This is a genomic window from Pseudomonas sp. NFPP12 (genome assembly GCF_900103205.1).
Taxonomy (GTDB): domain Bacteria; phylum Pseudomonadota; class Gammaproteobacteria; order Pseudomonadales; family Pseudomonadaceae; genus Aquipseudomonas; species Aquipseudomonas protegens.
In genome coordinates this window covers 489818-515668 of record NZ_FMWW01000004.1, presented here as the reverse complement: position 1 = coordinate 515668, position 25851 = coordinate 489818, and the positions used below count along the sequence as shown (strand labels likewise).

At 63.8% G+C, this 25851-nt stretch carries 19 protein-coding genes; 8 read left to right on the top strand and 11 right to left on the bottom strand.

Annotation, left to right across the window (positions count from 1 at the left end; translation table 11 throughout):
• Positions 1–69: 69 nt before the first annotated feature.
• The 4 genes from BLS75_RS19430 to BLS75_RS19415 form a co-directional block, all read right to left on the bottom strand.
• Positions 70–1740 carry a bifunctional protein-serine/threonine kinase/phosphatase gene (locus BLS75_RS19430; RefSeq protein ID WP_072451593.1) on the bottom strand — a complete coding sequence of 557 codons (1671 nt, stop codon included), beginning with the start codon at positions 1738–1740 and terminating at the stop codon, positions 70–72.
• Positions 1741–1747: 7 nt separating this feature from the next.
• Positions 1748–2959, bottom strand: coding sequence for a nitrate/nitrite transporter (locus BLS75_RS19425; protein WP_072451592.1), 1212 nt, complete (start codon positions 2957–2959; stop codon positions 1748–1750).
• Positions 2960–3298: 339 nt separating this feature from the next.
• A complete protein-coding gene (locus BLS75_RS19420) occupies positions 3299–3874 on the bottom strand; it encodes an ANTAR domain-containing response regulator (RefSeq protein WP_072451591.1) in 576 nt (191 codons plus the stop codon).
• A 15-nt stretch (positions 3875–3889) separates the two neighbouring features.
• Positions 3890–5101 (bottom strand): CmpA/NrtA family ABC transporter substrate-binding protein, encoded by a 1212-nt coding sequence (locus BLS75_RS19415; protein ID WP_072451590.1) that lies wholly within the window; start codon positions 5099–5101, stop codon positions 3890–3892.
• Between the two features lie 232 nt (positions 5102–5333).
• On the opposite strand from BLS75_RS19415, the gene BLS75_RS19410 reads away from it, so the two are divergent.
• Positions 5334–6353 (top strand): quinone-dependent dihydroorotate dehydrogenase, encoded by a 1020-nt coding sequence (locus BLS75_RS19410; protein ID WP_011060197.1) that lies wholly within the window; start codon positions 5334–5336, stop codon positions 6351–6353.
• Between the two features lie 133 nt (positions 6354–6486).
• Here the strand turns inward: BLS75_RS19410 and BLS75_RS19405 are convergent, their stop codons facing one another.
• Positions 6487–6702, bottom strand: coding sequence for a ribosome modulation factor (locus BLS75_RS19405; RefSeq protein ID WP_015634760.1), 216 nt, complete (start codon positions 6700–6702; stop codon positions 6487–6489).
• Between the two features lie 544 nt (positions 6703–7246).
• On the opposite strand from BLS75_RS19405, the gene rlmKL reads away from it, so the two are divergent.
• A complete protein-coding gene (gene rlmKL / locus BLS75_RS19395; protein ID WP_053150032.1) occupies positions 7247–9511 on the top strand; it encodes a bifunctional 23S rRNA (guanine(2069)-N(7))-methyltransferase RlmK/23S rRNA (guanine(2445)-N(2))-methyltransferase RlmL in 2265 nt (754 codons plus the stop codon).
• Between the two features lie 136 nt (positions 9512–9647).
• On the top strand, positions 9648–12047 hold the full coding sequence (locus BLS75_RS19390) for a sensor domain-containing diguanylate cyclase (protein WP_072451589.1): 2400 nt from the start codon (positions 9648–9650) through the stop codon (positions 12045–12047).
• A gap of 42 nt (positions 12048–12089) precedes the next feature.
• Here the strand turns inward: BLS75_RS19390 and dacB are convergent, their stop codons facing one another.
• A complete protein-coding gene (gene dacB, locus BLS75_RS19385) occupies positions 12090–13550 on the bottom strand; it encodes a D-alanyl-D-alanine carboxypeptidase/D-alanyl-D-alanine endopeptidase (protein WP_072451588.1) in 1461 nt (486 codons plus the stop codon).
• A 234-nt stretch (positions 13551–13784) separates the two neighbouring features.
• Here dacB and BLS75_RS19380 point away from each other — a divergent pair, with 234 nt between their 5' ends.
• Complete coding sequence (locus tag BLS75_RS19380; RefSeq protein WP_011060201.1) at positions 13785–14129, top strand: YggL family protein; 345 nt, start codon at positions 13785–13787, stop codon at positions 14127–14129.
• A gap of 190 nt (positions 14130–14319) precedes the next feature.
• Here the strand turns inward: BLS75_RS19380 and BLS75_RS19375 are convergent, their stop codons facing one another.
• Positions 14320–15510, bottom strand: coding sequence for a benzoate/H(+) symporter BenE family transporter (locus tag BLS75_RS19375; RefSeq protein WP_015634764.1), 1191 nt, complete (start codon positions 15508–15510; stop codon positions 14320–14322).
• A gap of 319 nt (positions 15511–15829) precedes the next feature.
• On the opposite strand from BLS75_RS19375, the gene BLS75_RS19370 reads away from it, so the two are divergent.
• The 3 genes from BLS75_RS19370 (at position 15830) to BLS75_RS19360 (ending at position 18735) form a co-directional block, all read left to right on the top strand.
• Entirely contained in the window at positions 15830–16594 is a 765-nt protein-coding gene (locus BLS75_RS19370; RefSeq protein ID WP_011060203.1) for a GntR family transcriptional regulator, read from the top strand.
• 208 nt (positions 16595–16802) lie between these two features.
• Entirely contained in the window at positions 16803–17753 is a 951-nt protein-coding gene (locus BLS75_RS19365) for a LysR family transcriptional regulator (protein ID WP_015634765.1), read from the top strand.
• Positions 17754–17901: 148 nt separating this feature from the next.
• The gene (locus BLS75_RS19360) at positions 17902–18735 is read left to right on the top strand and encodes a hypothetical protein (RefSeq protein ID WP_015634766.1); all 834 of its coding nucleotides are present in this window, start codon (positions 17902–17904) and stop codon (positions 18733–18735) included.
• A gap of 84 nt (positions 18736–18819) precedes the next feature.
• Here the strand turns inward: BLS75_RS19360 and guaD are convergent, their stop codons facing one another.
• From guaD to xdhA, 4 genes are all read right to left on the bottom strand, one after another.
• Entirely contained in the window at positions 18820–20124 is a 1305-nt protein-coding gene (gene guaD, locus BLS75_RS19355; protein ID WP_041116876.1) for a guanine deaminase, read from the bottom strand.
• A gap of 24 nt (positions 20125–20148) precedes the next feature.
• A complete protein-coding gene (xdhC, locus tag BLS75_RS19350) occupies positions 20149–20991 on the bottom strand; it encodes a xanthine dehydrogenase accessory protein XdhC (protein ID WP_072451587.1) in 843 nt (280 codons plus the stop codon).
• Positions 20992–21076: 85 nt separating this feature from the next.
• Complete coding sequence (gene xdhB / locus BLS75_RS19345) at positions 21077–23476, bottom strand: xanthine dehydrogenase molybdopterin binding subunit (protein ID WP_072451586.1); 2400 nt, start codon at positions 23474–23476, stop codon at positions 21077–21079.
• A complete protein-coding gene (gene xdhA / locus BLS75_RS19340; protein WP_019095887.1) occupies positions 23469–24923 on the bottom strand; it encodes a xanthine dehydrogenase small subunit in 1455 nt (484 codons plus the stop codon). Before xdhA ends, xdhB begins: the two co-directional genes overlap by 8 nt.
• Positions 24924–25189: 266 nt before the next feature.
• Here xdhA and BLS75_RS19335 point away from each other — a divergent pair, with 266 nt between their 5' ends.
• Complete coding sequence (locus BLS75_RS19335) at positions 25190–25849, top strand: GntR family transcriptional regulator (protein ID WP_072451585.1); 660 nt, start codon at positions 25190–25192, stop codon at positions 25847–25849.
• Positions 25850–25851 lie beyond the last annotated feature (2 nt).

Below are 25851 nucleotides of genomic sequence, written 5' to 3'. Positions count from 1 at the left end.
GGCTCCTAGGGACGCAGGGGCCTGAGGTTTGTCGGGAGTTTGAGGGGCAAGGCCACCCACCCGATGGCCTCAGTGATGCAGCAGTGACAGCAACAAGATCAGGTTGAGCAGCAAGGCGAGCAGGGCGATGCCGCGCCAGACTTTCAGCGGTTCGCGTTCCAGTAATGGCCGCGATCTGGTGCTCAAGCTGCGGCGTTCGCCCTGTTCCAGCGCCAGCAGCCATTCTTCGGCAGTTTCGTAGCGCTGTGCCGGATCGGCATTCACCCCGCGCTCCAGGCTTTGTGCCAACCATTCCGGCAGGTCCGGGCGGTAGCGGCCGGGGTTCGTCGCTGCGCCGAAACGCGGGCGCTGGAAGGCTTCGATCTCGCCGTGGGGGTAGTGTCCGGTCAGCAGGTAGTACAGGCTGACGCCTACCGCATAGAGGTCCTGTTGCGGGCCGGGAGGTTCACCGTCGAAGGCTTCCGGGGCGATAAAGCTCGGGGTGCCGGGTAGCAGGTGTGCCGGGTCTGCCGAAAGGCCGGGGCAGTACGCCAGGCCGAAATCCAGTACCCGCAGTTCGCCGTCGTCCCCCAGCAGCAGGTTGTCCGGTTTGATATCCCGGTGCAGGATCTGCCGCCGGTGCAGCAGACCGATTGCCCGTAGCAGATGCTCGGCCAGGGGCTGCCACTGGGCCAGGGGCAAGGGGCCGTTCTGGCGAAACAGTTGTGCCAGGGTACGGCCCGGGTATTCGCGCATCAGGTAGTACAGGTGCTGGCGTGAAGTTGCGCTGTGTACCTGGGGAAAGTGACGCCCGGCAACGCGGCGCAGCAGCCATTCTTCGCATAGCAGTCCCTGGCAGGCCGTCAGGTCGTTGTGCAGGGCCGGGGGCAAGGTCTTCAGCAGCCAGGTTTGTTGCTGTTCGTCGTGTACCCGATACAGCAAGGCCTGCTGGCTGTGGCTGAGCAATGCCTCGACTTGCCAGCCCTCGAAGCGCTGGCCGGGTTTCAGCGGCGGCGGCAGGGGCCATTGCTGCAGCTGCAGCAGGGCGTCACCGAGGCTGCTTTCGCCGAGCTCATCGACTCGCACCAGCAGCGCGCTGGCGTTGTCCTGGCTGCCGGCCAGGTGGGCGGCGCGGACCAGGGTCTGTACCGCGCTGTCCGGGTCCGTCTGGTCACGCAGAATGGCAGCGATGGCGCTGTCGCCCAGGGTGGCCCATACCCCATCGCTGAGCATCAGGAAGCTTTCGCCCTGGCGCAGTTCGCCGTCGAGGAAGTCCAGCACCAGATGCTGGTCCAGGCCCAGGGCGCGCTTGAGCACATGCTGCATGCCCGGTTGCTCCCAGACGTGGTCCTGGCTGATGCGTTGCAACTGCTGCCGGTGCCAGCGGTAGACCCGGCAGTCGCCGACATGGGCCAGGGTGAAGCGCCGGCCCCGCAACACCAAAGCGCTGAGGGTGGTGAGCAGTGGCTGGCCGCCGCCGTTGGCCTGGAGCCAACGATTCTGGGCGACCAGCAGGCGTTCCAGGGCTTGGGCCACAGCCCAGGTTTGCGGGGTGGCGTAGTAGTCCAGGGCCAGGGCCTGCACGCTTGAACGGGCGGCGAGGCCGCCGTCGGCGCACTGGCTCACCCCGTCGGCGATGGCGAACAGCAGGCCTTTGCTTGCGGCCAGGTCCGGCGCCGGGGTGACCCGGCGCAGGGCGTCCTGGTTTTCCGCGCGCGGCCCGGTGGCGCTGGCTTCGGCGTGGCTCAGTTGCAGGCCCATGGCTCCCTCAGACCCGTGCTGCAGTCACGGCCGCGGAGCCCCAGGTGGTTCTCCAGCGGCGCTTGACCCCGTGCAGGCCGAACCAGGCCAGGACCCCGAGGCTGGCGAACAGCCACAGTGCCAGTTGGTAGCTGCCGGTGCTCTGCTTGATCGCACCCATGCCCGCCGCCAGGGCAAAACCGCCGATGCCGCCGGCCATGCCGATCAGCCCGGTCATGACCCCTATTTCCCGGCGAAAGCGCTGCGGCACCAGTTGGAATACCGCGCCATTGCCTGCGCCCAGACCGAGCATGGTGCAGACGAACAGCGCCAGCGCCGCATAGGAACTGGGCAGGTTGAAGCCCACGACGGCGATGCACACCACCGCCACGCTATACATGCCGAGCAAGGTGCGGATGCCGCCGAAGCGGTCGGCCAGGGCGCCGCCCAGAGGGCGCATCAGGCTGCCGCCGAAGACGCAGGCGGCGGTGTAGTAGCCAGCGGAGATCGGGCTCAGACCGTACTGGTCGTTGAAGTAGCCGGGCAGGGCGCTGGCCAGGCCGATGAAGCCGCCGAAGGTTACGCTGTAGAAGAACATGAACCACCAGCTGTCACGATCACCCAGGGCTTTGAAGTAGTCGGCCATGGACTTGGCCTGAGGCCGTTGGGGGGCGTTCTTGGCGAGCCAGGCGAACAGCGCCAGGGTCCCCAGCAGGGGAATCAGGGCGAGGCCGAACACATTGCTCCAGCCATAGGCCGCTGCCAGTACCGGTGCCAGCAGGGCGGCGAACACCGTGCCGGAGTTGCCGGCGCCGGCGATGCCCATGGCCTTGCCCTGGTGCTGCGGCGGGTACCACTGCGAGGCCAGGGGCAGGGCCACGGCGAAGGAAGCCCCGGCCATGCCGAGGCATACCCCCAGCAGCAGCGCCTGCTCATAGCTGTGGATGCCCAGCTTCCAGGCCATGAACAGCGCGCCGATGACGATCACCTGGCCGATCAGGCCGGCGGTTTTCGGTGACAGTCGATCGGCCAGCAGGCCCATGATGAAACGCAGCACCGCGCCGGCGAGGATCGGCGTGGCCACCATCAGCCCGCGCTGTTGGGTGCTCAGGTGCAGATCGGCGGCGATCTGCACTGCCAGGGGCCCTAGCAGATACCAGACCATGAAGCTCAGGTCGAAATACAAGAAGGCCGCGAACAGGGTCGGGGTGTGGCCGGATTTCCAGAAGCTTGAATTCATCGCGCACCTCAGCTGATAAGAGTCGTTGGAGTCGTCATGAGCTTGCAGGTGGAGCGCCGCCACGGCCGCGCCACCGGCCCCGGTCAGTGGGGCCAAAACGAAAAGACGCCGGCACCCGGTTCGCTGTGGGCGAGCAGAGTGCGCGACGTCTTTGTCGTAGGTGGGGCAACCGCCGTTGGTTACCGGTATGGATCTGATAGCAATAGCCGCGCCAACCCCTGTCGACCCCGGCTGCAGGAACTGGCTGTAGGAGCTGGCTTGCCAGCGAAAGCGTCCTCAAGACTGGCACAAGGTTCAGAGGCCTGTTCGCCGGCAAGCCGGCTCCTACGGGAAGTCGGCTTAGCCCAGCAGTTCCTGCATGGCGATGATCTGCTCCGCCACCTGGATCAGCTTCTGCTGTCTACTCATGGCCTGGCGGCGCATCAGGGTGTAGGCCTGTTCCTCATCGCAGTCCTTCATTTTCATCAGCAGGCCCTTGGCCAGTTCGATGCGTTTGCGCTCGGCCAGTTGCTGGTCTCGGGCCTGCAGTTGCGCGCGCAGAGCCTGGTCGCTTTCGAAGCGCGCCATGGCCACGTCGAGGATCGGTTGCAGGCGCTGCACCTGGATGCCCTCGACGACGTAGGCGCTGACCCCCGACTTGATGGCCTGGCGCATCACCGCGGGGTCGTGTTCGTCGGTGAACATGACGATGGGCCGGGGCTGGTCGCGGCTCACCAGCACTACCTGTTCCAGAACATCCCGGCTGGGTGACTCGGTATCGATCAGGATCACGTCCGGGCGCACTGTTACGACGCGCTCCGGCAAGTCGATGGTGAGGCCGGATTCGTCGATCACCTCGAAGCCGGCTTCGCTGAGTGCGGCCTTGAGCCGGCCGACTTTTTTCGCGGTGTCGTTGATCAGCAAGATACGCAGCATAGAGGTGGCTTCCGGTCAGCGCTGGGCAGCGAGGGCAGGGCTGTGGTTCAAGGCGTGCAGGCGGAAGCTGCGGGCGTATGCGGCGGGTTGCGAGCCGTCCCAGACCTTGCCGTCGATCAACTGGCTGCTGCGCATGTCCTGGCCCCAGGCGGCGATGCCCAGGGCCGTGGCGGCTTGGCGATAGAGCCCGAGCTGTTGTACCTGGCGAGCTACGCCCAGGTAGTCCGGGTCCTCGCGCAGCAGGCCCCAGCGGCGGAACTGGGTCATGAACCACATGCCGTCGGACAGGTAGGGCAGGTTCACCGCGCCGTGCTGATGAAAGCGCAGGGCGTGGGGATCCTGCCAGCGGTTGCCCAGGCCGTCGGCATAGTCTCCCAGCAGGCGGGGCTCGATGCAGGCCAGTGGTGCATCCAGGTAGTCGGCGCTGCTCAACAGCTGGGCGGTGCTGCGGCGGTTTTCCGGGCTTTGCTCGATGAAGCGGCTGGCTTCGAGGATCGCCATCACCAGGGCTCGGGCGGTGTTGGGATATTGCTCGACGAAGGCGCGGGTGCAGCCCAGGACCTTTTCCGGGTGGTCGGGCCAGATCGCCTGGCTGGTGGCCAGGGTGAAGCCCAGGTCCTGCTGTACCGCGCTGGCGCTCCAGGGTTCGCCGACGCAGAAACCGTCTATGCGCCCGGCCTGCAGGTGGGCGACCATCTGCGGCGGGGGCACCACCACGCTGTCGACGTCGAGCAACGGGTGGATGCCCTGGCTGGCCAGCCAGTAATAGAGCCACAGGGCGTGGGTGCCGGTGGGAAAGGTCTGGGCGAAGGTCAGCCGCGTTCGGCTTTGGTGCACGTGGCGGTCCAGTGCTTCAGGGCTGGTCACCTTGAGGTTCTGCAGCTCCCGGGACAGGTTGATGCTCTGGCCATTCTGGTTCAGGCCCATGAGCACTGCCATGTCGCAGGGGTTGGTGCCGCCGATACCCAGGTGTACCGCGTAGATCAGTCCATACAGGCTGTGGGCGGCGTCCAGCTCGCCGCTCACCAGCTTGTCCCGCAGACTGGCCCAGGAACTCTGGCGCTTGAGGTTCAGGGTCAGGCCGTAGGGCTGGGCGAAGCCTTGAGTGGCGGCGACCACCACCGAGGCACAATCGGTCAGGGCCATGAAGCCCAGGTCGATGGCGGACTTTTCCGGGGCATCGCTGCCGTTGACCCAGGCCAGCGGGGTGTTGGGGAGATCGGTCATGACGTGGCACCTTGCATAAAAAAGCGTCGTACCCGCCGGCCGGGTGAAGCCGGGGCGGGTGACGACGCCATTGTCCTGGGACCTCAGCCGCCCTTGGCCGAGGTCTGCACGCACAAGAGACTGCAAGGCATATGCCAGCCCGGCGGGGATTTCACTTCGCGCCTCGCCTGCAAGCCCCGGGGCCGGCTATAATCGGCGCCCTATTTCGCCGCCAACCGAGTTCATCCCGCCCATGTATACCCTGGCCCGCCAGCTGTTGTTCAAACTCTCCCCGGAAACCTCCCACGATCTGTCCCTGGACCTGATCGGCGCGGGCGGGCGTTTGGGCCTTAACGGGCTGTTGTGCAAGGCCCCGGCGCAGATGCCGGTCAAGGTCATGGGGCTGGAGTTTGCGAACCCGGTAGGTCTGGCTGCGGGCCTGGACAAGAACGGCGCAGCCATCGACGGCTTCGCCCAATTGGGGTTTGGTTTTGTCGAGATCGGCACCGTCACCCCGCGCCCGCAACCGGGCAACCCCAAGCCGCGGATCTTCCGCCTGCCCCAGGCCGAGGCCATCATCAACCGCATGGGCTTCAACAACCTGGGTGTCGACAACCTGCTGGCACGGGTCGCGGCCTCGCAATACAAGGGCGTGCTGGGGATCAATATCGGCAAGAACTTCGACACCCCGGTGGAGCGGGCGGTGGATGATTACCTGATCTGCCTGGACAAGGTCTATGCCCACGCCAGCTATGTCACGGTCAACGTCAGCTCGCCCAATACCCCGGGCCTGCGCAGCCTGCAATTTGGCGAGTCGCTCAAGCAACTGCTGGCGGCCTTGAGCCAGCGCCAACAGGAACTGACTGCGATCCACGGCAAGCGTGTACCGCTGGCCATCAAGATCGCTCCGGACATGAGTGACGAGGAAACCGTGGAAGTGGCCCGCGCCCTGCTTGAAACCGGCATGGACGCAGTGATCGCCACCAACACCACTTTGAGCCGTGAAGGTGTCGAAGGCCTGGAGCACGGCGCCGAGGCCGGCGGCCTGTCCGGCGCACCGGTACGGGAAAAGAGCACCCACACGGTCAAGGTACTGGCTGCTGAACTGGCCGGCCGTTTGCCGATCATCGCCGTGGGCGGCATCACCGAAGGCAAGCACGCGGCTGAGAAGATCGCTGCGGGCGCCAGCCTGGTGCAGCTGTATTCGGGGTTCATCTACAAGGGGCCGGCGCTGATTCGCGAGTCGGTGGATGCCATCGCGGCCATGGGCTGAGAGGGAAGGACAGCACGCGGGCATAAAAAAGGGCTCCTCGAAGGAGCCCCTGGGCCGAAGCCCGCCGCCCGGATGGGGCGTGCGTGGTTAAGTCGTCATCTATTCAAGTTTTAGGTGTCGGAATGTGCCCTGATCAGCCGACAGCGCGAAGTTCGTTGAGTCTGTGGATGCCCGCAGTGCCTGTCATACCGTCCCAGTTGTCGCCGCGTCCTTCTCGCCAGCCGTTAATCCAGGCTTGGCGTACCGACGGTAGAGTAAATGGGCAAAGCTCACGGGACTTGCCATTAACGCCATACTGATATCCGCGTAAAAACGCTTTTTCCAACGGATCACGCTTTAGTCTTCTCATAGGGTGTTTCCCTCACTTGTTGACTGCTTTATGTCCCGTCGACCTTCATTGAGGTCGGGCAGATTGCTTCTGCCGTTGGTGCTCGCTGCCGGCGTCGCGAGCCTTGATGTTGACGCCGTTGCGGCGCCAACCTGTGTTGAGTTCTAACCAATAGGTCACAGCAAGTGAATGATCGTTTTGTCATAAGGACGTAACGATAATGCTGTCCAGGCCATAAGCCTGGGGCGGTTTTGTATCGTGCCTGTCACGCAAAGCCCCCTGTGATCAGCCTCTCACTAGATGATGAGGTTAATGCTTTAGTGAGAATGTCGAACGGTTGCACTCAACTACTATTCGACGAAGGGTCGACTTATGTCATTTTGTTGCCCTGACTTTTTATCTGTCCCGGCCTCTAAGCTCTTTTGCCCTGCAAGAAAGCCAGCCTGCCGGGGTGGGACGGCGCAGTTTCGCGCCACACGAGCGCTCTTGAAGAAAAGTGCTTGATTGAAAACCGAACGGGCGATGCGTTGCCCGTTCACTTATTGCTAAAGGCCCTGGTATTCCCATGTCGGATCGTTACGAAATCTTCCTCACCTGTCCCAAAGGCCTTGAAGGCCTGCTGATCGAGGAAGCCGTCGGGCTTGGCCTTGAGCAAGCGCGTGAGCACACTTCTGCCGTGCGCGGCATGGCCGACATGGAGACAGCCTATCGCCTGTGCTTGTGGTCGCGCCTGGCCAACCGGGTACTGCTGGTGCTCAAGCGCTTCCCGATGAAGGACGCCGAGGATCTCTACCACGGCGTGCTGGACGTCGACTGGCAGGACCATATGCTGGCCGACGGCACCCTGGCCGTGGAGTTCAGCGGCCATGGCTCGGGCATCGACAACACCCACTTCGGCGCCCTGAAGGTCAAGGACGCCATTGTCGACAAGCTGCGCACTCCGACCGGCGAGCGCCCTTCGGTGGACAAGCTCAACCCCGACCTGCGCATCCACCTGCGCCTGGACCGCGGCGAAGCCATCCTCTCCCTGGACCTCTCCGGTCACAGCCTGCACCAGCGCGGCTACCGCCTGCAGCAAGGCGCCGCGCCGCTCAAGGAAAACCTGGCGGCGGCGATCCTGATCCGTTCCGGCTGGCCGCGCATCGCTGCCGAAGGCGGTGCCCTGGCCGACCCGATGTGTGGTGTGGGTACCTTTCTGGTGGAGGCGGCGATGATCGCCGCCGACATCGCCCCCAATCTCAAGCGTGAACAATGGGGCTTTACCGCCTGGCTTGGCCACGTGCCGGCGCTGTGGCGCAAGCTGCACGACGAAGCGCTGGCCCGGGCCCAGGCTGGCCTGGCCAAGCCACCGCTGTGGATCCGCGGCTACGAAGCCGATCCGCGTCTGATCCAGCCCGGCCGCAACAACGTAGAGCGCGCTGGCCTGAGCGAGTGGATCAAGATCTACCAGGGCGAAGTGGGCACCTTCGAGCCGCGCCCGGACCAGAACCAGAAAGGCCTGGTGATCTGCAACCCACCCTACGGCGAGCGCCTGGGTGACGAAGCCAGCCTGCTGTACCTCTACCAGAACCTCGGCGAGCGCCTGCGCCAGGCCTGCCTGAACTGGGAAGCGGCGGTGTTCACCGGCGCCCCGGACCTGGGCAAGCGCATGGGCATCCGCAGCCACAAACAGTACTCGTTCTGGAACGGCGCCTTGCCCTGCAAGCTGCTGCTGATCAAGGTCCTGCCGGATCAGTTCGTCACCGGCGAGCGCCGCACCGCCGAGCAGCGCCAGGTGGAACGCGAGCAGGCCCAGGCCGCCGCGGACGAAGCACCCGTGCGCCAGTACAACAAGAATGGCAACCCGATCAAGCCGGCCCCGGCTCCTGCTCCCGTGGTCGAACAGGCGCGCCTGAGCGAGGGCGGGCAGATGTTCGCCAACCGCCTGCAAAAGAACCTCAAGCAACTGGGCAAGTGGGCCAAGCGCGAGGGCATCGAGTGCTACCGTGTCTACGATGCCGACATGCCGGAATACTCCCTGGCCATCGACCTCTACCAGGATTGGGTGCACGTGCAGGAATACGCGGCGCCCAAATCGGTGGACCCAGAAAAGGCCCAGGCACGTCTGTTCGATGCCCTGGCGGCGATTCCCCAGGCGTTGAATGTCGACAAGAGCCGGGTGGTGATCAAGCGTCGCGAGCGCCAGAGCGGCACCAAGCAGTACGAGCGCCAGAGTGCCCAGGGCCAGTTCACCGAAGTTCGTGAAGGCGGGATCAAGCTACTGGTGAACCTTACCGACTACCTGGATACCGGGCTGTTTCTCGATCACCGGCCGATGCGCATGCGTATTCAGCAAGAGGCGGCGGGCAAGCGTTTCCTCAACCTGTTCTGCTACACCGCCACTGCCAGTGTGCACGCGGCCAAGGGCGGCGCGCGCAGCACCACCAGTGTCGACCTGTCGAAAACCTATCTGGACTGGGCGCGCCGCAATTTCTCGCTCAACGGTTTCTCCGACAAGAACCGCCTGGAGCAGGGCGATGTGATGGCCTGGCTGGACAGCTGCCGTGACGAGTTCGACTTGATCTTCATCGACCCGCCGACCTTTTCCAACTCCAAGCGCATGGAAGGGGTGTTCGACGTGCAGCGTGACCAGGTGCAGTTGCTGGACCTGGCCATGGCACGCCTGGCGCCGGGGGGCGTACTGTATTTCTCCAACAACTTCCGCAAGTTCCAGCTGGATGAAAACCTCGCCGCGCGCTACCAGATCGAGGAAATCACGGCGAAAACCATCGATCCGGATTTCGCCCGCAACGGCAAAATCCACCGTGCCTGGAAAGTCACCGCACGCTGATGGCCGGATATGTCCCCGAGGCCTGTTTTTTCAGGCTTCGGGGGCTGTTTAGCGCTGGTCAAATTAGTGGCTAATAGCTATAACTCACACTTGGTCCGGATGATGCCCAAACTCGCTGGCGTGATGAGTTCTGCTTATGCCTCTGCATGTTGTACGCCCGAAAATCCTGGGTTTCATAAGTGAAGAGGTATCTGCCTGGCTGGTGGCGGTGCTGGTCCTGGTTGTGGGCGGCATCCTCACCGGGCTCTTGGCCTGGTCCACCTACAGCCTGAACAAGCAGCAGGTGCGCCAGCGCTTTCAGTTGCTGGCCGGCGAACGCTACAGCCGCATCGAAGAACGCTTTCAAGACCAGGAACAACGCCTGGACGGCTTGCGGCGCTTCTTTGTCAATTCCGACCTGGTGACCCGCCAGGATTTCGATGGCTACGCCAAACCCTTGTTGCGCCGCACCCAGGCCTATGCCTGGGCGCCTCTGGTGAGCCGCGCCCAGCGCCCGGGGTTCGAGCAGTCGATTCGCGATCAGGGGCTGCCGGGGTTTTCCATTTTGCAGTTGAATGCCACGGGCCAGATGGAGCCAGCCGGCGAGCACGATGACTACGCGCCGGTGCTGTACAGCCAGACCCAGAGCCCCCTGGGGTCGCCCCTGGGTTACGACCTCCTGGCTCAACCCCTGCGCCGCGCCACCCTGGAACGTGCTCGGGAACTCAATGGCCTGGCGGTCTCGCCGCCTTTGCAACTGGTGGCCGTGGACCAGGCCTATGCGCGAGGGGTGCTGCTGGCGGCGCCGGTCAGGCGCGCGCAGGATACTTCCGGCCCCCAAGGCCGGCCCTACGGCTATGTTTTGGCGATCATCAGCCTGCGGCAACTGGTGGCGGACGGCCTGCCGGTTCCTGCCAGCGATAACCTGTCGGTGCGGATTCTCGACCTGTCCACCGAGGGCCAGCACGAGGTGCTCTACGAGTCGAACAACCCGCCCATCAGCAGCGGCCTGACCGCCAGCCGCCTGCTGCGCCTGGCGGACCGGGACTATCAAGTGGACATCCGCCCCAGCGCGGCCTTCCTGCACGCCAACCATTCAGCCCTGGGTAGCCTGGTGATCCTTGGCGGCATGCTCAGCCTGCTACTCAGCGCCTTGCTCTACGTCCTGGTCAGCCAGCGTCAGCGGGCTCTGGCCCTGGTGGAGCAGCGCACCGAGGAGCTGCGTAGCAGCGAGCAGGCGTTGCGCGGCACCCACAGCCAGTTGCGCTGCGTGCTCAATGCCGCCACTCAAGTAGCGATCATTGCCACCGACCTGCGCGGAGTGATCAGCACTTTCAATGCCGGGGCCGAGCAGATGCTCGGCTACAGTAGCAGTGAGGCGGTGGGGCACCTGACCCTGGAAAGCCTGCACCTGCCCGAAGAGCTGGAAAGCTGGGCCCAGAGCCTCACCCAGCGTTACGGCAAAGCCATCCCGGTGTCCCAGGCGATGCTGGTGGAAGAGGGCATGGCCGGCGGGCATGAGGCCCGGGAATGGACCCTGGTGCGGCGTGACGGCAGCCATCTGCAAGTCAACATGCTGGCCACCCCGGTGCTTGACGACCAGGGGTTGTGGGTGGGCCATCTGGCCATCTGCATCGATATCACCGAACGCAAGCGCGTGCATGAAGCCCTGGCCGCCCGTGACCGCTTGCTGCAGCGGCTCAGCGCCCACGTGCCCGGCGGGATCTATCAGTTCAAGCTGGACGCCGACGGGCATACCAGTTTTCCCTATGCCAGCGATGGCCTGCGCGAGATCTACGAGATCGAGCCGCAACTGCTGCAGCAGGATGCCGAGGCGGCATTCGAGCGCATCCATCCTGAGGATGTGGAGCGGGTGCGTGAGTCGATCCGGGTTTCGGCGCAGCAGCTCAGTCCCTGGCGCGAGGAGTACCGGGTCTGCCTGCCGCAGCGGGGGGTGCGCTGGATGCGCGGCGCAGCGAGCCCGGAAAGCCTGCGGGGCGGCGGTGTGCTCTGGCACGGCTATATATCGGATATCTCCGATCTCAAGCGGGTCGAGGAGGAACTGCGGGCATTGTCGGTCACCGACTCCCTGACCGGTATCCACAACCGGCGCTATTTCCAGGAGCGGCTACAAGCCGAGATGCACCGCCTGGAGCGAGGTGGTGGCGTCATGGCGGTGATCATGCTGGACATCGACCATTTCAAGCGGATCAACGATCAGTACGGTCACGGTGTGGGGGATCAGGTGTTGCGCGGGTTGTGCGAGCGCATTGGCCGGCGCCTGCGGCGCATCGACGTCTTCTGCCGTCTGGGGGGAGAGGAGTTCATGGTCCTGTGCCCGGACACCAGCGGCCAGCAAGCGCTGATTCTGGCGCAGGAGCTGTGGCACGGTGTGCGCAGTTCGCCGATCGGGCCGGTGGAGAGTGTCACCGCCAGTTTCGGTATCGCCAGTTGGCGTGCGGGGGAGGGTGCAGATGAGCTGCTGCTGCGGGCCGACTCTGCGGTCTATGCCGCCAAGCAGGCGGGGCGGGACCGGGTCCAGATGGAGCTGCCGTGAACACTGGCGGCGCGCAAGGCTTGCCGCCGCCAGCGTCGCCGCTTACAGCGCCGAAGCGCTGGTCGCCAGTTTCGGCTGGCGGTACAGGTCCAGCAGGACCTGGTCGAGCACCGAAGAGGCGCCAAATGGCCGTGGATCGTTGAGGATTGCCACCACCGCCCAGGTATTGCCGTTGTCGTCGCGGCTGTAGCCGGCGATGGCGCGCACGGTGTTCAGGGTGCCGGTCTTGATGTGCGCCTCACCAGACATGGCGGTGCGCTTGAGGCGCTTGCGCATGGTGCCATCCATGCCGGCGATCGGCATCGAGCTGATGAACTCGGCGGCGTAGGGGCTTTTCCACGCCGCTTGCAGCAGGCCGGCCATTTCCCGGGCACTGACCCGCTCGGCACGCGACAGGCCGGAACCGTTCTCCATCACCAGGTGCGGCGAGGTGATGCCTTTCTTCGCCAGCCATTGGCGCACCACACGCTGGGCCGCCTTGGCGTCGTCGCCATCGGCTTCGTTGCGGTACTTGGCCCCCAGGCTCAGGAACAACTGCTGGGCCATGGTGTTGTTACTGTATTTGTTGATGTCGCGGATGATTTCCGCGAGGTCCGGGGAGAAGGCGCGGGCCAGGACCTTGGCATCCTTGGGTACCACGGCCAGGCGATCCTGGCCCTGGATGCTGCCGCCCAGCTCGCTCCAGATCGCCCGCACCGCGCCGGCGGTGTAGGTGGCGTGGTCCAGCAGCGACAGGTAAGTCTGGGAACTGCAGCCATCACCCAACTGCCCGCCGACGGTCACGATCACGCTGCCATCGGCCTGGGTGACGGGGTTGTAGCGCACGTCTCCAGTGCACTGCTTGGTGTTGACCGCCTTGACCTGGTTGTCGATGCGGATCTTGGCGATCGGCGGCTCCACCGAAACCAGGACCCGCCCTGAGTCATTGCGGGCAACGAAGCGCAGGGCCTTGAGGTTGACCATCAGGGCGTCCGGCTTGACCAGGAACGGCTTGTTCTCGTCGTTGCCATCGTCATTGAATTCCGGCAGTTGCGGCTGCACGAAGAAGTTGCGGTCCAGCACCAGATCGCCAGTGACTTGCTGTACGCCATTGGCCCGCAGGTCACGCATCAGCAGCCAGAGCTTCTCCATGTTCAGCTTGGGGTCGCCGCCGCCCTTGAGGTACAGGTTGCCATTGAGGATGCCGCCGCTGAGGGTGCCGTCGGTGTAGAACTCGGTTTTCCACTGGTGGGTCGGGCCGAGCATTTCCAGGGCTGCGTAGGTGGTCACCAGTTTCATGGTGGAGGCCGGGTTCACCGATACGTCGGCGTTGTAGATGGTCGGGGTGCCGGGGCCGTTCAGGGGAATCATCACCAGGGACAGGGCGTTATCCGGAAGTTTGCTGGCTTTGAGGGCTTGCTGGACCTTGGGGGTCAGGGTGGTGTTGACCGGAGCCGCGGAAACGGGAAAGGCCAGGGGGAGAAAAACACTGGCCAGCAACAGAGGACGCAACGATTTGATCATATGAAATGGAACCCTGCAGTCGAGGGGAAAAAAGGCGAGGGCATGCAGATAAAATCCCTCAGTGGTCATGAAAGTGTCGGCATTATGCCCCAAGGTATAGCGGCTTGTGCCGTGCCACGGGCCGCTGGGGCGGTATTTTTTTTACCAATGGCAGGGTCGCATCCTCATAGAGTCAGGCAATCGCCTGCCTAAACTGGTAAAGTGCCGCCCGTTATTACTTATGAGGATTGTTCCATGGCCACTAACCGTTCCCGCCGTCTGCGCAAAAAACTCTGCGTAGATGAATTTCAGGAGCTGGGTTTTGAGCTGAACCTGGATTTCAAAGAAGGTCTGGCTGACGAAGCTATCGACGCTTTCCTCGACGCATTCCTCAAAGAAGCGATGGAAGCCAACGGCCTGGGCTATGTAGGCGGCGACGACTTCGGTCTGGTTTGCCTGAGCAAGCGCGGTTCCGTCAGCGAAGAGCAACGTGCCACCGTTGAAGCCTGGCTCAAGGCGCGCACCGAGCTGACCACCGTTGAAGTCAGCCCGCTGCTCGACGTGTGGTACCCGGACAACGCGATCAACCCAGTCGCGTGATGTCATGCATGAGCGACCCGTCCGGGTCGCTCATGCGTTGTTGCCCGAGGGCAACCTGTCGATTTTCCCCTTTGTATCCTTGCCTCTGCCACGGGCCAGCCCCGGGCGTTGTCGTGGGCGCCGTTCGCCGGCAAGCCGGCGCGTGAGCGAGCGCCGGTCGGTGTAGAAGCCGGCTTGCCAGCGAAGCCCTTCAGGCGCTGCGCCAGTTCAGGATCATCAGGGTCACCACCCCGGCAACAATTCCCCAGAACGCCGAGCCGATGGAGAACAGCGTCAGCCCCGACGCCGTGACCATGAAGGTGATCAGCGCCGCTTCCCGTTCCTTCACTTCGCTCATGGCGATGCTCAGACCGTTGATGATCGAACCGAACAGCGCCAGGGCCGCGATGGACAGCACCAGCTCCTTGGGCAGGGCGGCGAACAGCGCCGCCAGGGTGGCGCCGAAGACCCCGGCGATGCCGTAGAAAATCCCGCACCACACCGCCGCGGTGTAGCGCTTGCTGTGATCCTCATGAGCGTGGGGCCCGGTGCAGATGGCGGCACTGATGGCCGCCAGGTTGATGCCATGGGAGCCGAAGGGCGCCAGCAGCAGCGAGGCCAACCCGGTGGCGGTGATCAGCGGCGAAGCCGGGACGTTGTAGCCGTCGGCCCGCAGCACGGCGATCCCCGGCATGTTCTGCGAGGTCATGGCCACCACGAACAGCGGAATGCCGATGCTGATGGTGGCGGCCAGGGAGAAGTGCGGCGTGGTCCATACCGGGGTCGCCACTTCCAGGTGAAAGCCGCTGAAGTCCAGCAGGCCCATGGCCCCGGACAAGGCCGTACCGATCAGCAGTGCAGCCAGTACCGCATAGCGCGGCGACAGGCGCTTGACCACCAGGTAGGTGAGGAACATGCCCAGCACCAGGCCGGTGCGGTGCTGGGCGGCGACGAAGATTTCACTGCCGATCTTGAACAGGATCCCCGCCAGCAGGGCCGCCGCCAGGGACGCCGGGATCTTTTTCATCAGCCGCTCGAAGCTGCCTGTCAGGCCGCACAGGGTCACCAGCACGGCGCAGGTGATGTAGGCGCCGATGGCTTCGCCGTAGGTCACTCCGGACAGGCTGGTGATCAGCAGGGCGGCGCCGGGGGTCGACCAGGCGATGGTGATGGGGGTGCGATAGCGCAGGGAGAGGCCGATGCTGCACACCGCCATGCCGATGGAAATGGCCCAGATCCACGAGGAAATCTGACCGCTGGTCAGCCCGGCGGCCTGCCCGGCCTGGAACATCAGCACCAGGGAACTGGTGTAGCCGGTCATCATGGCGATGAAGCCGGCCACTATGGCAGACGGCGAAGTGTCGGCCAGAGGGCGTAGCTGCGCGGGAGTGGCATCGGACATTACTGCTGTTCCTTGTTCTTGAAAGACGCAAAAAACCACATCCGGCGCGCATTGATCGAGGCGGGCTCGAGCAATGGGCCAGTAATGGGGTTCAAGGTCCAAGCCTAAACTTAAAAGTAACTTTGCATTGCAATACAGCCGTGACTACAAATAGCCGTACAGTCGTTGAACAAGTCGCGGGCCCGACAACACTTTTTGCTAGTGATGGCCATGGGTTGTGTACAATGTGCCCCTGTTTTAACGCGATACTTGCCAGCGACCCACCGTGGCGTATTAAAGTCACGCTGAAATCGCCGCAGTCCTCCCGACCCGAGTGCCCATGAACGAACAGTTGCAACCTCTCAAGAAACAACCGCGAGCAGGCAAAGCCGGTCGCAGCGGAACCCAGGACGATATTGTCTACGCGCACATCTTTGAGGCCATCCTCGAGCAGCGCCTGGCGCCGGGCACCAAATTGAGCGAAGAGGCGCTGGGGGAGATTTTCGGAGTCAGTCGGACCATCATCCGTCGCGCGCTGTCGCGCCTGGCCCATGAAGGCGTGGTCCTGCTGCGGCCCAACCGTGGCGCGGTCGTCGCCAGCCCGAGCGTCGAGGAAGCCCGCCAGGTATTTCTCGCCCGGCGCCTGGTGGAGCGGGCCATTACCGAACTGGCCGTGCAGCATGCCACTGCCGAGCAGTTGCTGGAGTTGCGGCAGATGGTCAACGAGGAACGCGACAGCTTTTCCCGCGGCGATCGTGGTGCCGGTATCCGCCTTTCCGGGGAGTTTCACCTGAAGCTGGCGGAAGCGGCGAAGAATGCCCCGCTGATCAGCTTCCAGCGCAGCCTGGTGTCCCAGACCTCGCTGATCATTGCCCAGTACGAAAGCGGCAACCGTTCGCACTGCTCCTACGATGAGCACACCCAACTGATCGATGCCATCGAAGCCCGGGACGGCGAGCTGGCGGTGAACCTGATGATGCACCACATGGACCACATCGACAGCAAGCTCAACCTCGACGAGGAAAGTGCCTCGGACGACCTGCATGCGGTGTTCTCGCACTTGCTGCAGACCAAGAAACCGGGGCGGCCAAGCGCCAAGCTCTAAGCTGCAAGCCTTGCGTTTCAAGCAATCCCTCGCTTCGTGTGCTGCACGGAGCGAGGGATTCTTGTTTCTGCGGCCCCTTGCCGGGCCTTGGCTTGGGCATTTTGTTGCGGTTTTTGTTTTAGATTGTATACAGTGCCTGCTTCGAGGCGCGTGGCCCGGCAGCAGTCGGCCAAGGCTCGCCTCTCGCCCTGCGAAAGGAGCCCGCGGCATGAGCGGCAGAACGCTACGTATTCATTCCTCCGCGATCCACTATTTCGACATGGTCCGGCGCTGCCGCTCGATCCGCGAGGCTGCCCGGCGCTTGAATGTCGCGTCCTCGGCAGTGAACCGGCAGATTCTCAAGATCGAGGACGAGATCGGCGCGCCGCTGTTCGAGCGCTTGCCCGGCGGCCTGCGCCTGACCATGGCCGGGGAGATTCTCAGCCGTCACGCCAACCTGGTGTTGCAGGACCTGGAGCGGGTGCGCCTGGAGTTCGACGCCTTGCGCGGCCTGAAAAGCGGCCACGTCGAGATCGCCACCGCCGAAGGTGCCACGGTCGATCTGCTGCCCTCGGTGCTCAAGCGCATGCGTGATCACTACCCGCAAGTGACCATCGGTGTGACCGTGCAGGGTTCGCAATCCATTCCCCAGGCCCTGATCAACAGCCGCGCCGACCTGGGCCTGGCCTTTGCTGTGCCACGGGCCGCGGAAATCCGCCAGTTGAGTGTCGGGCATTTCCGCCTCGGGGCGCTGGTCAGCCCGGACCACCCACTGGCCGAGCGCGGCAGCGTCAATTTCGCCACCTGTGCCGAGCACGGGCTGATCCTGGCCAAGAGCGAGCTGTCGATCCATCACCTGCTGGCGCCGCTGCACAAGCGTCTGGGCCTGCTGGACAAACCGCCGCTGCAGAGCAACTCCATGGAGTTGGCGCGGCAGATGGCCCGGCACAACATGGGGGTGGCGTTCCAGACCCGGGTCGGAGTCGAGGCGGATCTGCAAAAGGGCGAGCTGTTGCATATTCCCCTGAGCGACCAGGGCGGTATCTACAGCGACCTGGGGCTCTACGCCCGCAGCGGGCGCGACCTGCCCAGCGCGGTGGAGGCGCTGGCGCATTTGCTCAGTGAGGAGATCGCTCTTCGCGAACGGGCCGAGCGCGCTTTCGGCCAGCCGGTGCTCTGAGTCCGGCCTCCTGGGCCTGTGTTGCCATTTCGGCAGCGCCCTGGTCGATATTCTGTGCTTTGGGCGCTGTAGCGCTTGTGTCGATACTGCGTGCGGTCGGCAGCCAGCGAAGCTGCCTAAAGCCACACCGCCACAGGACATAATAAAAATGAAAAAGGCACTACAAGGCGCAACCCTGCTGATGAGCATGATCGGAGCAGGGGAAGCGGCCGCCCTCGAGTGGATGAACAACAGCGTCGGCTTTCGATACGGCAAGGAGTTCACCAACCCGAACAACCCGCACTACATCAGCAAGCGCATCTACAGCTTCACCCACGCCAGCGGTTACCAGTACGGCAGCAACTACCTGCACCTGGATGTGCTGCTCTCCGACAACGACGACCCGCGCAAGGGCACCAACAAGGGCAGCAGCGAGGTCTACGGGGTCTATCGCCACCAGCTCTATTCCTCCCGGGTATTGGATACGCCGCTGGGCACCGGCCTGATCAAGGACTACGCGCTGACCATGGGTTTTGACGCCAGCCGCAACAACAACCTGGGGTCGGCGAAAAAGCGTGCCCTGGTCTTCGGCCCGACCCTTAAGTTCAACACCGTCGGGGTGCTGGACCTGAGCCTGCTGTACTACAAGGAAAACAACCATTCCGGGATCCCCGGGGCCAAGGACCCGGATCACACCTTCGACGACACCTACCTGCTCAACCTGGCCTGGATGCGACCTTTCGAAGTCGGCACCCACGCTGCCAAGTTCCAGGGTTTCGTCAACTACACCGGGGAGAAGGGCCACGACTACAACTACCGCGACACTGCCCCCGAAACCCTGATGCGTACCTCGTTGATGGTGGCGGTGCTGCCGGGCAAGAACGTCAAGCCCAACCTGTATCTGGGTGTCGGCTACGAGTACTGGCACAACAAGTTCGGGGTGGACGGCGGCCGTGGCAGCCGCACCTCGACACCGACCCTGAACATGGAAGTGACCTTCTAGGCTCGCCCGCAGTCCGGGCCTGGATGCAGGCAAAAAAAATCCCCCGTACGCGTCTGGCGAACGGGGGATTTTCATTTTCCGGGGTTAGCGCTGGTGGACCTGCTGGCCGGCGGCAAAGGTCTGCAGCACGGTGCGATCGTCGCCCAGGGTCATCAGCACGAACAGGGTTTCGGCAATGCTGTTGGCTTGCTTGAGGCGGTAGCTGAGCAGCGGAGTGGCGTGGTAGTCGAGGACCAGGAAGTCGGCGTCGGTGCCCGGATGCAGGGTGCCGATCTTGTCTTCCAGGCGCAGGGCCCGGGCGCCGCCGAGGGTGGCCAGATACAGCGACTTGAACGGGCTCAGGCGCGCGCCTTGCAGTTGCATGACCTTGTAGGCCTCGTTGAGGGTCTGCAGCAGCGAGAAGCTGGTGCCGCCACCGACGTCGGTGCCCAGGCCGACATTGAGCTTGTGCTTTTCCGCCATCGGCAGGTTGAACAGGCCGCTGCCGAGGAAGAAGTTCGAGGTGGGGCAGAAGGCTACGGCCGAACCGGTTTCAGCCAGGCGTGCGCATTCGTCGTCGCACAGGTGCACGCCGTGGGCGAACACCGAACGCTCGCCGAGCAACTGGTAGTGGTCGTACACGTCCAGGTAACCCTTGCGCTCCGGGAACAGCTCCTTGACCCATTGGATTTCCTGCAGGTTTTCACTGATGTGGGTCTGCATGTAGAGGTCGGGGTATTCGGTCAGCAACTGGCCGGCCAGGGTCAGTTGCTCCGGGGTGCTGGTGGGGGCGAAGCGCGGGGTGACTGCGTAGTGCAGGCGGCCTTTGCCGTGCCAGCGCTCGATCAGCGCCTTGCTTTCCTGGTAGCCGGATTCGGCGGTGTCGGTCAGGTAGTCCGGGGCATTGCGGTCCATCATCACCTTGCCGGCGATCATCCGCAGGTCGAGCTTCTCGGCGGCGGCGAAGAAGGCATTGACCGACTGCGGATGCACGCTGCCGAACACCAGGGCGGTGGTGGTGCCGTTGCGCAGCAGTTCCTTGATGAAGATGTCCGCCACTTCATTGGCGTGATCCGGGTCGGCGAACTGGCTTTCGCAGGGGAAGGTGTAGGTGTTGAGCCAGTCCAGCAACTGCTCGCCATAGGCGCCCACCATGCCGGTCTGCGGCAGGTGGATATGGGTGTCGATGAAGCCCGGTGTGATCAGGGCATCGGGATAGTGCTCGACCTGCACCCCGGCGGGCAGACCGGGCAGCAGTTCGCTGGCGTGGCCGAGGGCACTGATCCGGCCGTTTTCTACTACCAGCAGGCCGTCTTCGAAGTACTCATAGGAGGCTTCGATGCCGACTTCGGCCGGGTCGGCGATGCTGTGCAGGATGGCGGCACGGTAGGCTTTGCGAGTCAAAGGCATGGGGGATTCTCAGTGTGTGGCGTGTCAGTTTGCAGCCTGGCTGCGGCGTGATACCGGCAGCAGTTTGGCAATGGGTTCGGCACTGGCGCTGGGCTGGCCGAAATGGGCGTTATAGGTGGCGATGATCTCGCCGGCAATGGAGATGGCGATTTCCACAGGCAACTTGCCTTTGACTTCGCCGAGCCCCATCGGGCAGCGCATGCGCTGCAAGGTTTCGGCGTCGAAACCGCGGTCACGCAGGCGGTGTTCGAACTTGACCCGTTTGGTCTTCGAGCCGATCAGGCCGAAATAGGTGAAATCGTTGCGCTTGAGCAGGGCCGCGGTCAACTCCAGGTCCAGCTGGTGATTATGGGTCATGACGATGCAATAGCTGCCGGCGGGCAGGTTGTCGATTTCGTCCACCGGTTCTTCGCTGACGATCTTGCGTACTCCAGGGGGGATCTGCTCGGGAAACTCCTGCTCCCGGGAATCGACCCAGCGTACCCGGCAGGGCAGGCTGGCCAGCAGTGGCACCAGCGCGCGGCCGACATGCCCGGCACCGAACACGGCGATCTGCGCCTGCACCTGGCCCATGGGTTCGAACAGCAGCACCGTGGCACCGCCGCAGCACTGACCGAGGCTGGCGCCGAGGCTGAAGCGCTGCAGATGGGTTGCCTGCTTGCCGGCAGCGAGCATGTCCCGGGCGATCTGCATGGCCTTGTATTCCAGGTGCCCGCCGCCAATGGTGTCGAAGGCCTGGGTGGCGCTGACCACCATTTTCGAGCCGGCATTGCGCGGCGTCGAGCCGAGCTCCTCGATGATGGTCACCAGCACGCAGGGTTCACCCTGGGTCTGCAGGTCGGCGAGGGCGCTGATCCAGTTGTACATGTTCACCTCGGCATCTTGGTTGTCTGTGTGGGCCTCTTCGTCGGCAAGCCGGCTCCTGCGGGAGCCGGCTTGCCGACGCGGGCCGTTACAGCGGCGCCAGTTCGGCTTGCTGATCCGCGGCCCTGGTCACCTGCAAGCGGCGCATCTGCTCGCAGCCCCACAACACCCGTTCCGGAGTGGCCGGCGCATCGATCTGCGGCTGGTGGCGGTAGTCGCCGAGGCTCGCCACCGCATCCTTGATCGCGCACCAGGCGGCGATACCCAGCATGAACGGCGGTTCGCCCACGGCCTTGGAATGGAACACCGTGTCTTCCGGGTTCTTGCGGTTTTCCACCAGCTTGACTCGCAGGTCCAGGGGCATGTCGGCCACTGCCGGGATCTTGTAGCTGGCCGGGCCGTTAGTCATCAGCTTGCCCTTGGTGTTCCACACCAGTTCCTCGGTGGTCAGCCAGCCCATGCCCTGGATGTAGCCGCCCTCGACTTGGCCGATGTCGATGGCCGGGTTCAGCGAGGCGCCGACGTCATGCAGGATGTCGGTGCGCAGCATCTTGTACTCGCCGGTCAGGGTGTCGACTATCACCTCGGCGCAGGCCGCGCCGAAGGCGAAGTAGTAGAACGGCCGGCCCCGGGCCTGGGCACGGTCGTAGTAGATTTTCGGGGTCTTGTAGAAGCCGGTGCTGGAGAGCGACACCTGGGCAAAATAGGCTTGCTGGATCAGTTCCTCGAAGGTCAGGATATGGTCGCGGACACGCACGTGGCCGTTGTGGAATTCCACATCTTCTTCGCTGACCTGATACTTGCGCGCGGCAAACTCCACCAGGCGCGACTTGATGGTCTGCGCCGCATTCTGCGCGGCCTTGCCGTTCAGGTCGGCACCACTGGAAGCGGCGGTGGGCGAGGTATTGGGCACCTTGTCGGTATTGGTGGCGGTGATCTGCACCCGGTCGATGTCCACCTGGAACACCTCGGCCACCACTTGCGCCACCTTGATGTTCAGGCCCTGGCCCATTTCGGTGCCGCCGTGGTTCAGGTGGATGCTGCCGTCGGTGTAGACATGGATCAGCGCGCCGGCCTGGTTGAGGAAGCTGGCGGTGAAGGAAATGCCGAATTTCACCGGGGTCAGCGCCAGGCCCTTTTTCAGGATCGGGCTGTTGGCGTTGTACAGGCGGATGGCTTCGCGGCGCTCGGCGTACTGGCTGCTGGCTTCCAGTTCGGCTGTCATTTCCTCGAGCATATTGTGCTCGACGGTCTGGTAGTAGTGGGTGACGTTGCGCTCGGTCTTGCCGTAGTAGTTGGTCTTGCGTACCGCCAGTGGGTCCAGATGCAGATGGCGGGCGATGGCGTCCATCACCTCCTCGATGGCGACCATGCCCTGCGGGCCACCGAAGCCGCGATAGGCAGTGTTCGACGCAGTGTTGGTCTTGCAGCGGTGGCCGTTGATGGTGGCATCGCCCAGGTAGTACGAGTTGTCGGAGTGGAACATGGCACGGTCGACGATGGATGCCGAGAGGTCCGGTGAGCAGCCGCAGTTGCCCGCCAGTTCCAGCTGGATGCCGTGCAGGCGCCCGCTGCTGTCGAAGCCCACGTCGTATTCGACGTAGAAAGGGTGGCGCTTGCCGGTCATCAGCATGTCTTCGACCCGTGGCAGGCGCATCTTGGTCGGCTGGCCGGTCAGGCGTGCCACCACCGCGCACAGGCAGGCGGGGCTGGCGGCCTGGGTTTCCTTGCCGCCGAAGCCGCCGCCCATGCGCCGCATGTCCACCACTATCTTGTTCATCGAGACGTCCAGCACTTCCGCCACCAGCTTCTGCACTTCGGTGGGGTTCTGGGTCGAGCAGTAGACGATCATGCCGCCGTCTTCGGTGGGCATCACCGAGGAAATCTGGGTTTCCAGGTAGAAGTGTTCCTGGCCGCCGATGTGCAGCGTGCCCTGGATGCGGTGCTCGGCACTGGCCAGGGCGCTGGCCGAGTCGCCGCGCTGGTGGGTGTGGCTGTCCAGCACGAAGTGGCGCTTGCGCAGGGCCTCGACCACGTCCAGCACCGGCTCCAGGTCTTCGTATTCGATGATCGCGGCCATGGCCGCCTTGCGCGCGGTTTCCAGGTCCCTGGCGGCCACCGCCAGCACCGGCTGGCCGACGAACTCCACGGTGTCGATGGCCAGCAGCGGGTCGCCGGGCAGCAGCGGGCCGATATCCTTGAGGCCGGGAATGTCCTCGTGGGTAATGGCGATGCGCACGCCTTCGAAGGCGTAGCAGGGGGCGGTGTCGATGCTGATGACCTTGGCGTGGGCCCGGTCCGACAGTCGCGCGTAGACGTGCAACTGGTTGGGGAATTCCAGGCGGTCGTCGATGTACACCGCTTCGCCGGACACATGTTTGTCGGCGCTGTCGTGCTTGACGCTGCGGCCGACGCCGCTGGTCAGGTCCTGGTGAAACAGGGCCGTGAGTTCGGCCTGGGTCTTCTCGACCTTGTGATGATTAGACATAAGCGGTCACCCGGGTCTCGATGTGCGGTGCATGCAGTTCGATGAAGTATTTGCGCAGCAGGTTCTGCGCGCTCAGCAGGCGGTATTCCTTGCTGGCGCGAAAATCCGAGAGCGGGGTGAAGTCTTCTGCCAGGGCGGCGCAGGCCCGCTCGATGCTCGATTGATTCCAGGGCGCGCCGATCAGTGCGGCTTCGCAGCTCTTGGCGCGCTTGGGGATCGCCGCCATGCCGCCGAAGGCGATGCGCGCATCGCTGACCACGCCGTTGTCGATGCGCAGGTTGAAAGCCGCGCAGACCGCGGAAATATCGTCGTCCAGGCGCTTGGAGACCTTGTAGGCGCGGAACAGCCGTTCGGCGCTGGCCCGGGGCACGATGATCTTCTCGATGAACTCGCTTTCCTGGCGGGCGGTGACCCGGTAATCGATGAAATAGTCTTCCAGGGCCAGGGTGCGGCGCACTTCGCCCTTGCACAGGACGATCTGCGCGCCCAGGGCAATCAGCAGCGGCGGCGAGTCGCCGATGGGCGAGGCGTTGCCGATGTTGCCGCCTAGGGTGCCCTGGTTGCGGATCTGCAGCGAGGCGAAGCGCTGCAGCAGTTCGCCGAAGTCCGGGTACTCGGCGCGCAGGGCGTCGTAGCAGTCGGTGAGGGCGGTGGCGGCGCCGATTTCCAGGCGATCGTCGAAGTGCTCGATGCGCTTCATCTGGGCAATATTGCCGACATAGATCATCACCGGCAGGGTGCGGTGGAACTGGGTCACCTCCAGGGCCAGGTCGGTGCCGCCGGCCAGTAGCCGGGCTTGCGGGTAGGCGTCATAAAGGTCGGCCAGATCGGCCACCGTCAGCGGCACCAGGCAGCGCTTGTCGCCACTGTTGAGCTCACCGGTGTCCTTGGGCGCAATGGCCTTGAGGCGGCTGATGGTCTCGGCCTGGCGCGCATCGAACTGATCGCTCTGCCCACCACAGCAGGCCTGCTCGGCGGCGGCGAGGATCGGCCGGTAGCCAGTGCAGCGGCAGAGGTTGCCGGCCAGGGCTTCATGGGCCTTGTGGGCGTCGGGCTGGCTGCTGTTTTTCTGCAGGGCGAACAGCGACATGACGAAGCCCGGGGTGCAGAAGCCGCACTGCGAGCCGTGGCAGTCGACCATGGCCTGCTGCACGCTGTGCAGTTGCCCCTGGTGCTTGAGGCCTTCGACGCTGATCAGGTGCTTGCCGTGCAAGGAGGAAACGAAGGTCAGGCACGAGTTGAGGCTGCGATAGCGAATGCTTTCGCCGCCTTGCGCATCCGTCTGCAACTCGCCCACCACCACGGTGCAGGCGCCGCAGTCGCCGCTGGCGCAACCTTCCTTGGTGCCGGGCTTGCCCAGGTGCTCGCGCAGATAGTTGAGCACGGTCAGGTTGGGGTCCAGGGCATGCTCACTACGGAGTTCCTGGTTGAGTAAAAACTGGATCACGGAAGGCCTCGCAGACTCATTATTGTTGTTAACCGACGTCAGCCGAATTTAGTCATGTCTGACTTTTCGGTCAATGATTTTCTGACTTCAAGGTCAGGAAATTTTCGACTCCAACAATTCAAGTATGAACGGCTGTGGAAAATTGCTCGGATCACGGTCAATTTGCTTATTTCGTGCCAAATTCCGCCCCTTGGGCACTCCGCGATGAAGTGGCAATTGCGCTACACTGCGCGGCTTGTGCCGATTAAAGATTTTGAAGGAAAACCATGACGTTCAAGGCGCCGGACAGCCTCGCCGAGCAAATTGCTCACCACCTCGCCGAACGTATCATTCGCGGGGATCTCAAGCCTGGGGAGCGCATTCAGGAACAGAAGGTCACCTTGGCCCTCAATGTCAGCCGTGGTTCGGTCCGCGAGGCCTTGCTGATTCTCGAGCGCCGCCATCTGATCGCCATCCTGCCGCGCCGTGGTGCCCATGTGACCGAGCTCACCGAGCACAAGGTCCGCAGCCTGTGCACGCTGATGAGCGAGCTGTACATCCTGCTGGGCAACTCGGTGGCCAGCGGCTGGACACAGCAGAGCGACATGACGCCATTCCTGCAGATCCAGCAGCGCCTGGAGAGTGCCTATGAACGCCAGGACATCCGCGCCTTCGTCGAAGACAGCTTCAGCGTGATGCGCGCGGCCTATCCGTTCGCCGACAACCCCTACCTGCAGGAGACTGTCGAGAACCTGCAGCCGGCCATGAGCCGCGCCTATTACCTGGCGCTGGACCAGCGCAAGGCATCCATGAGCGAGTACCTGGCGTTGTTCGAGCAACTGCTGGCCGCGGTATTGGCCCGTGACCTGGTGCAGATCCGCCAGGTGCTGACGGCCTACGCCGAGCGCAGCAGCGATCTGGTGGTATCTGCGTTGGCGGATGCGTAAAC

Coding starts and splice junctions, on each gene's coding strand:
- BLS75_RS19375 (WP_015634764.1), bottom strand. CDS start 15,510: ATGTCCGATGCCACTCCCGCGCAGCTACGCCCTCTGGCCGACACTTCG.
- BLS75_RS19390 (WP_072451589.1), top strand. CDS start 9,648: ATGCCTCTGCATGTTGTACGCCCGAAAATCCTGGGTTTCATAAGTGAA.
- BLS75_RS19365 (WP_015634765.1), top strand. CDS start 16,803: ATGAGCGGCAGAACGCTACGTATTCATTCCTCCGCGATCCACTATTTC.
- BLS75_RS19370 (WP_011060203.1), top strand. CDS start 15,830: ATGAACGAACAGTTGCAACCTCTCAAGAAACAACCGCGAGCAGGCAAA.
- dacB (WP_072451588.1), bottom strand. CDS start 13,550: ATGATCAAATCGTTGCGTCCTCTGTTGCTGGCCAGTGTTTTTCTCCCC.
- BLS75_RS19425 (WP_072451592.1), bottom strand. CDS start 2,959: ATGAATTCAAGCTTCTGGAAATCCGGCCACACCCCGACCCTGTTCGCG.
- rlmKL (WP_053150032.1), top strand. CDS start 7,247: ATGTCGGATCGTTACGAAATCTTCCTCACCTGTCCCAAAGGCCTTGAA.
- BLS75_RS19405 (WP_015634760.1), bottom strand. CDS start 6,702: ATGAGAAGACTAAAGCGTGATCCGTTGGAAAAAGCGTTTTTACGCGGA.
- xdhB (WP_072451586.1), bottom strand. CDS start 23,476: ATGTCTAATCATCACAAGGTCGAGAAGACCCAGGCCGAACTCACGGCC.
- BLS75_RS19360 (WP_015634766.1), top strand. CDS start 17,902: ATGAAAAAGGCACTACAAGGCGCAACCCTGCTGATGAGCATGATCGGA.
- BLS75_RS19335 (WP_072451585.1), top strand. CDS start 25,190: ATGACGTTCAAGGCGCCGGACAGCCTCGCCGAGCAAATTGCTCACCAC.
- xdhC (WP_072451587.1), bottom strand. CDS start 20,991: ATGTACAACTGGATCAGCGCCCTCGCCGACCTGCAGACCCAGGGTGAA.
- BLS75_RS19380 (WP_011060201.1), top strand. CDS start 13,785: ATGGCCACTAACCGTTCCCGCCGTCTGCGCAAAAAACTCTGCGTAGAT.
- BLS75_RS19415 (WP_072451590.1), bottom strand. CDS start 5,101: ATGACCGATCTCCCCAACACCCCGCTGGCCTGGGTCAACGGCAGCGAT.
- BLS75_RS19430 (WP_072451593.1), bottom strand. CDS start 1,740: ATGGGCCTGCAACTGAGCCACGCCGAAGCCAGCGCCACCGGGCCGCGC.
- BLS75_RS19410 (WP_011060197.1), top strand. CDS start 5,334: ATGTATACCCTGGCCCGCCAGCTGTTGTTCAAACTCTCCCCGGAAACC.
- BLS75_RS19420 (WP_072451591.1), bottom strand. CDS start 3,874: ATGCTGCGTATCTTGCTGATCAACGACACCGCGAAAAAAGTCGGCCGG.
- guaD (WP_041116876.1), bottom strand. CDS start 20,124: ATGCCTTTGACTCGCAAAGCCTACCGTGCCGCCATCCTGCACAGCATC.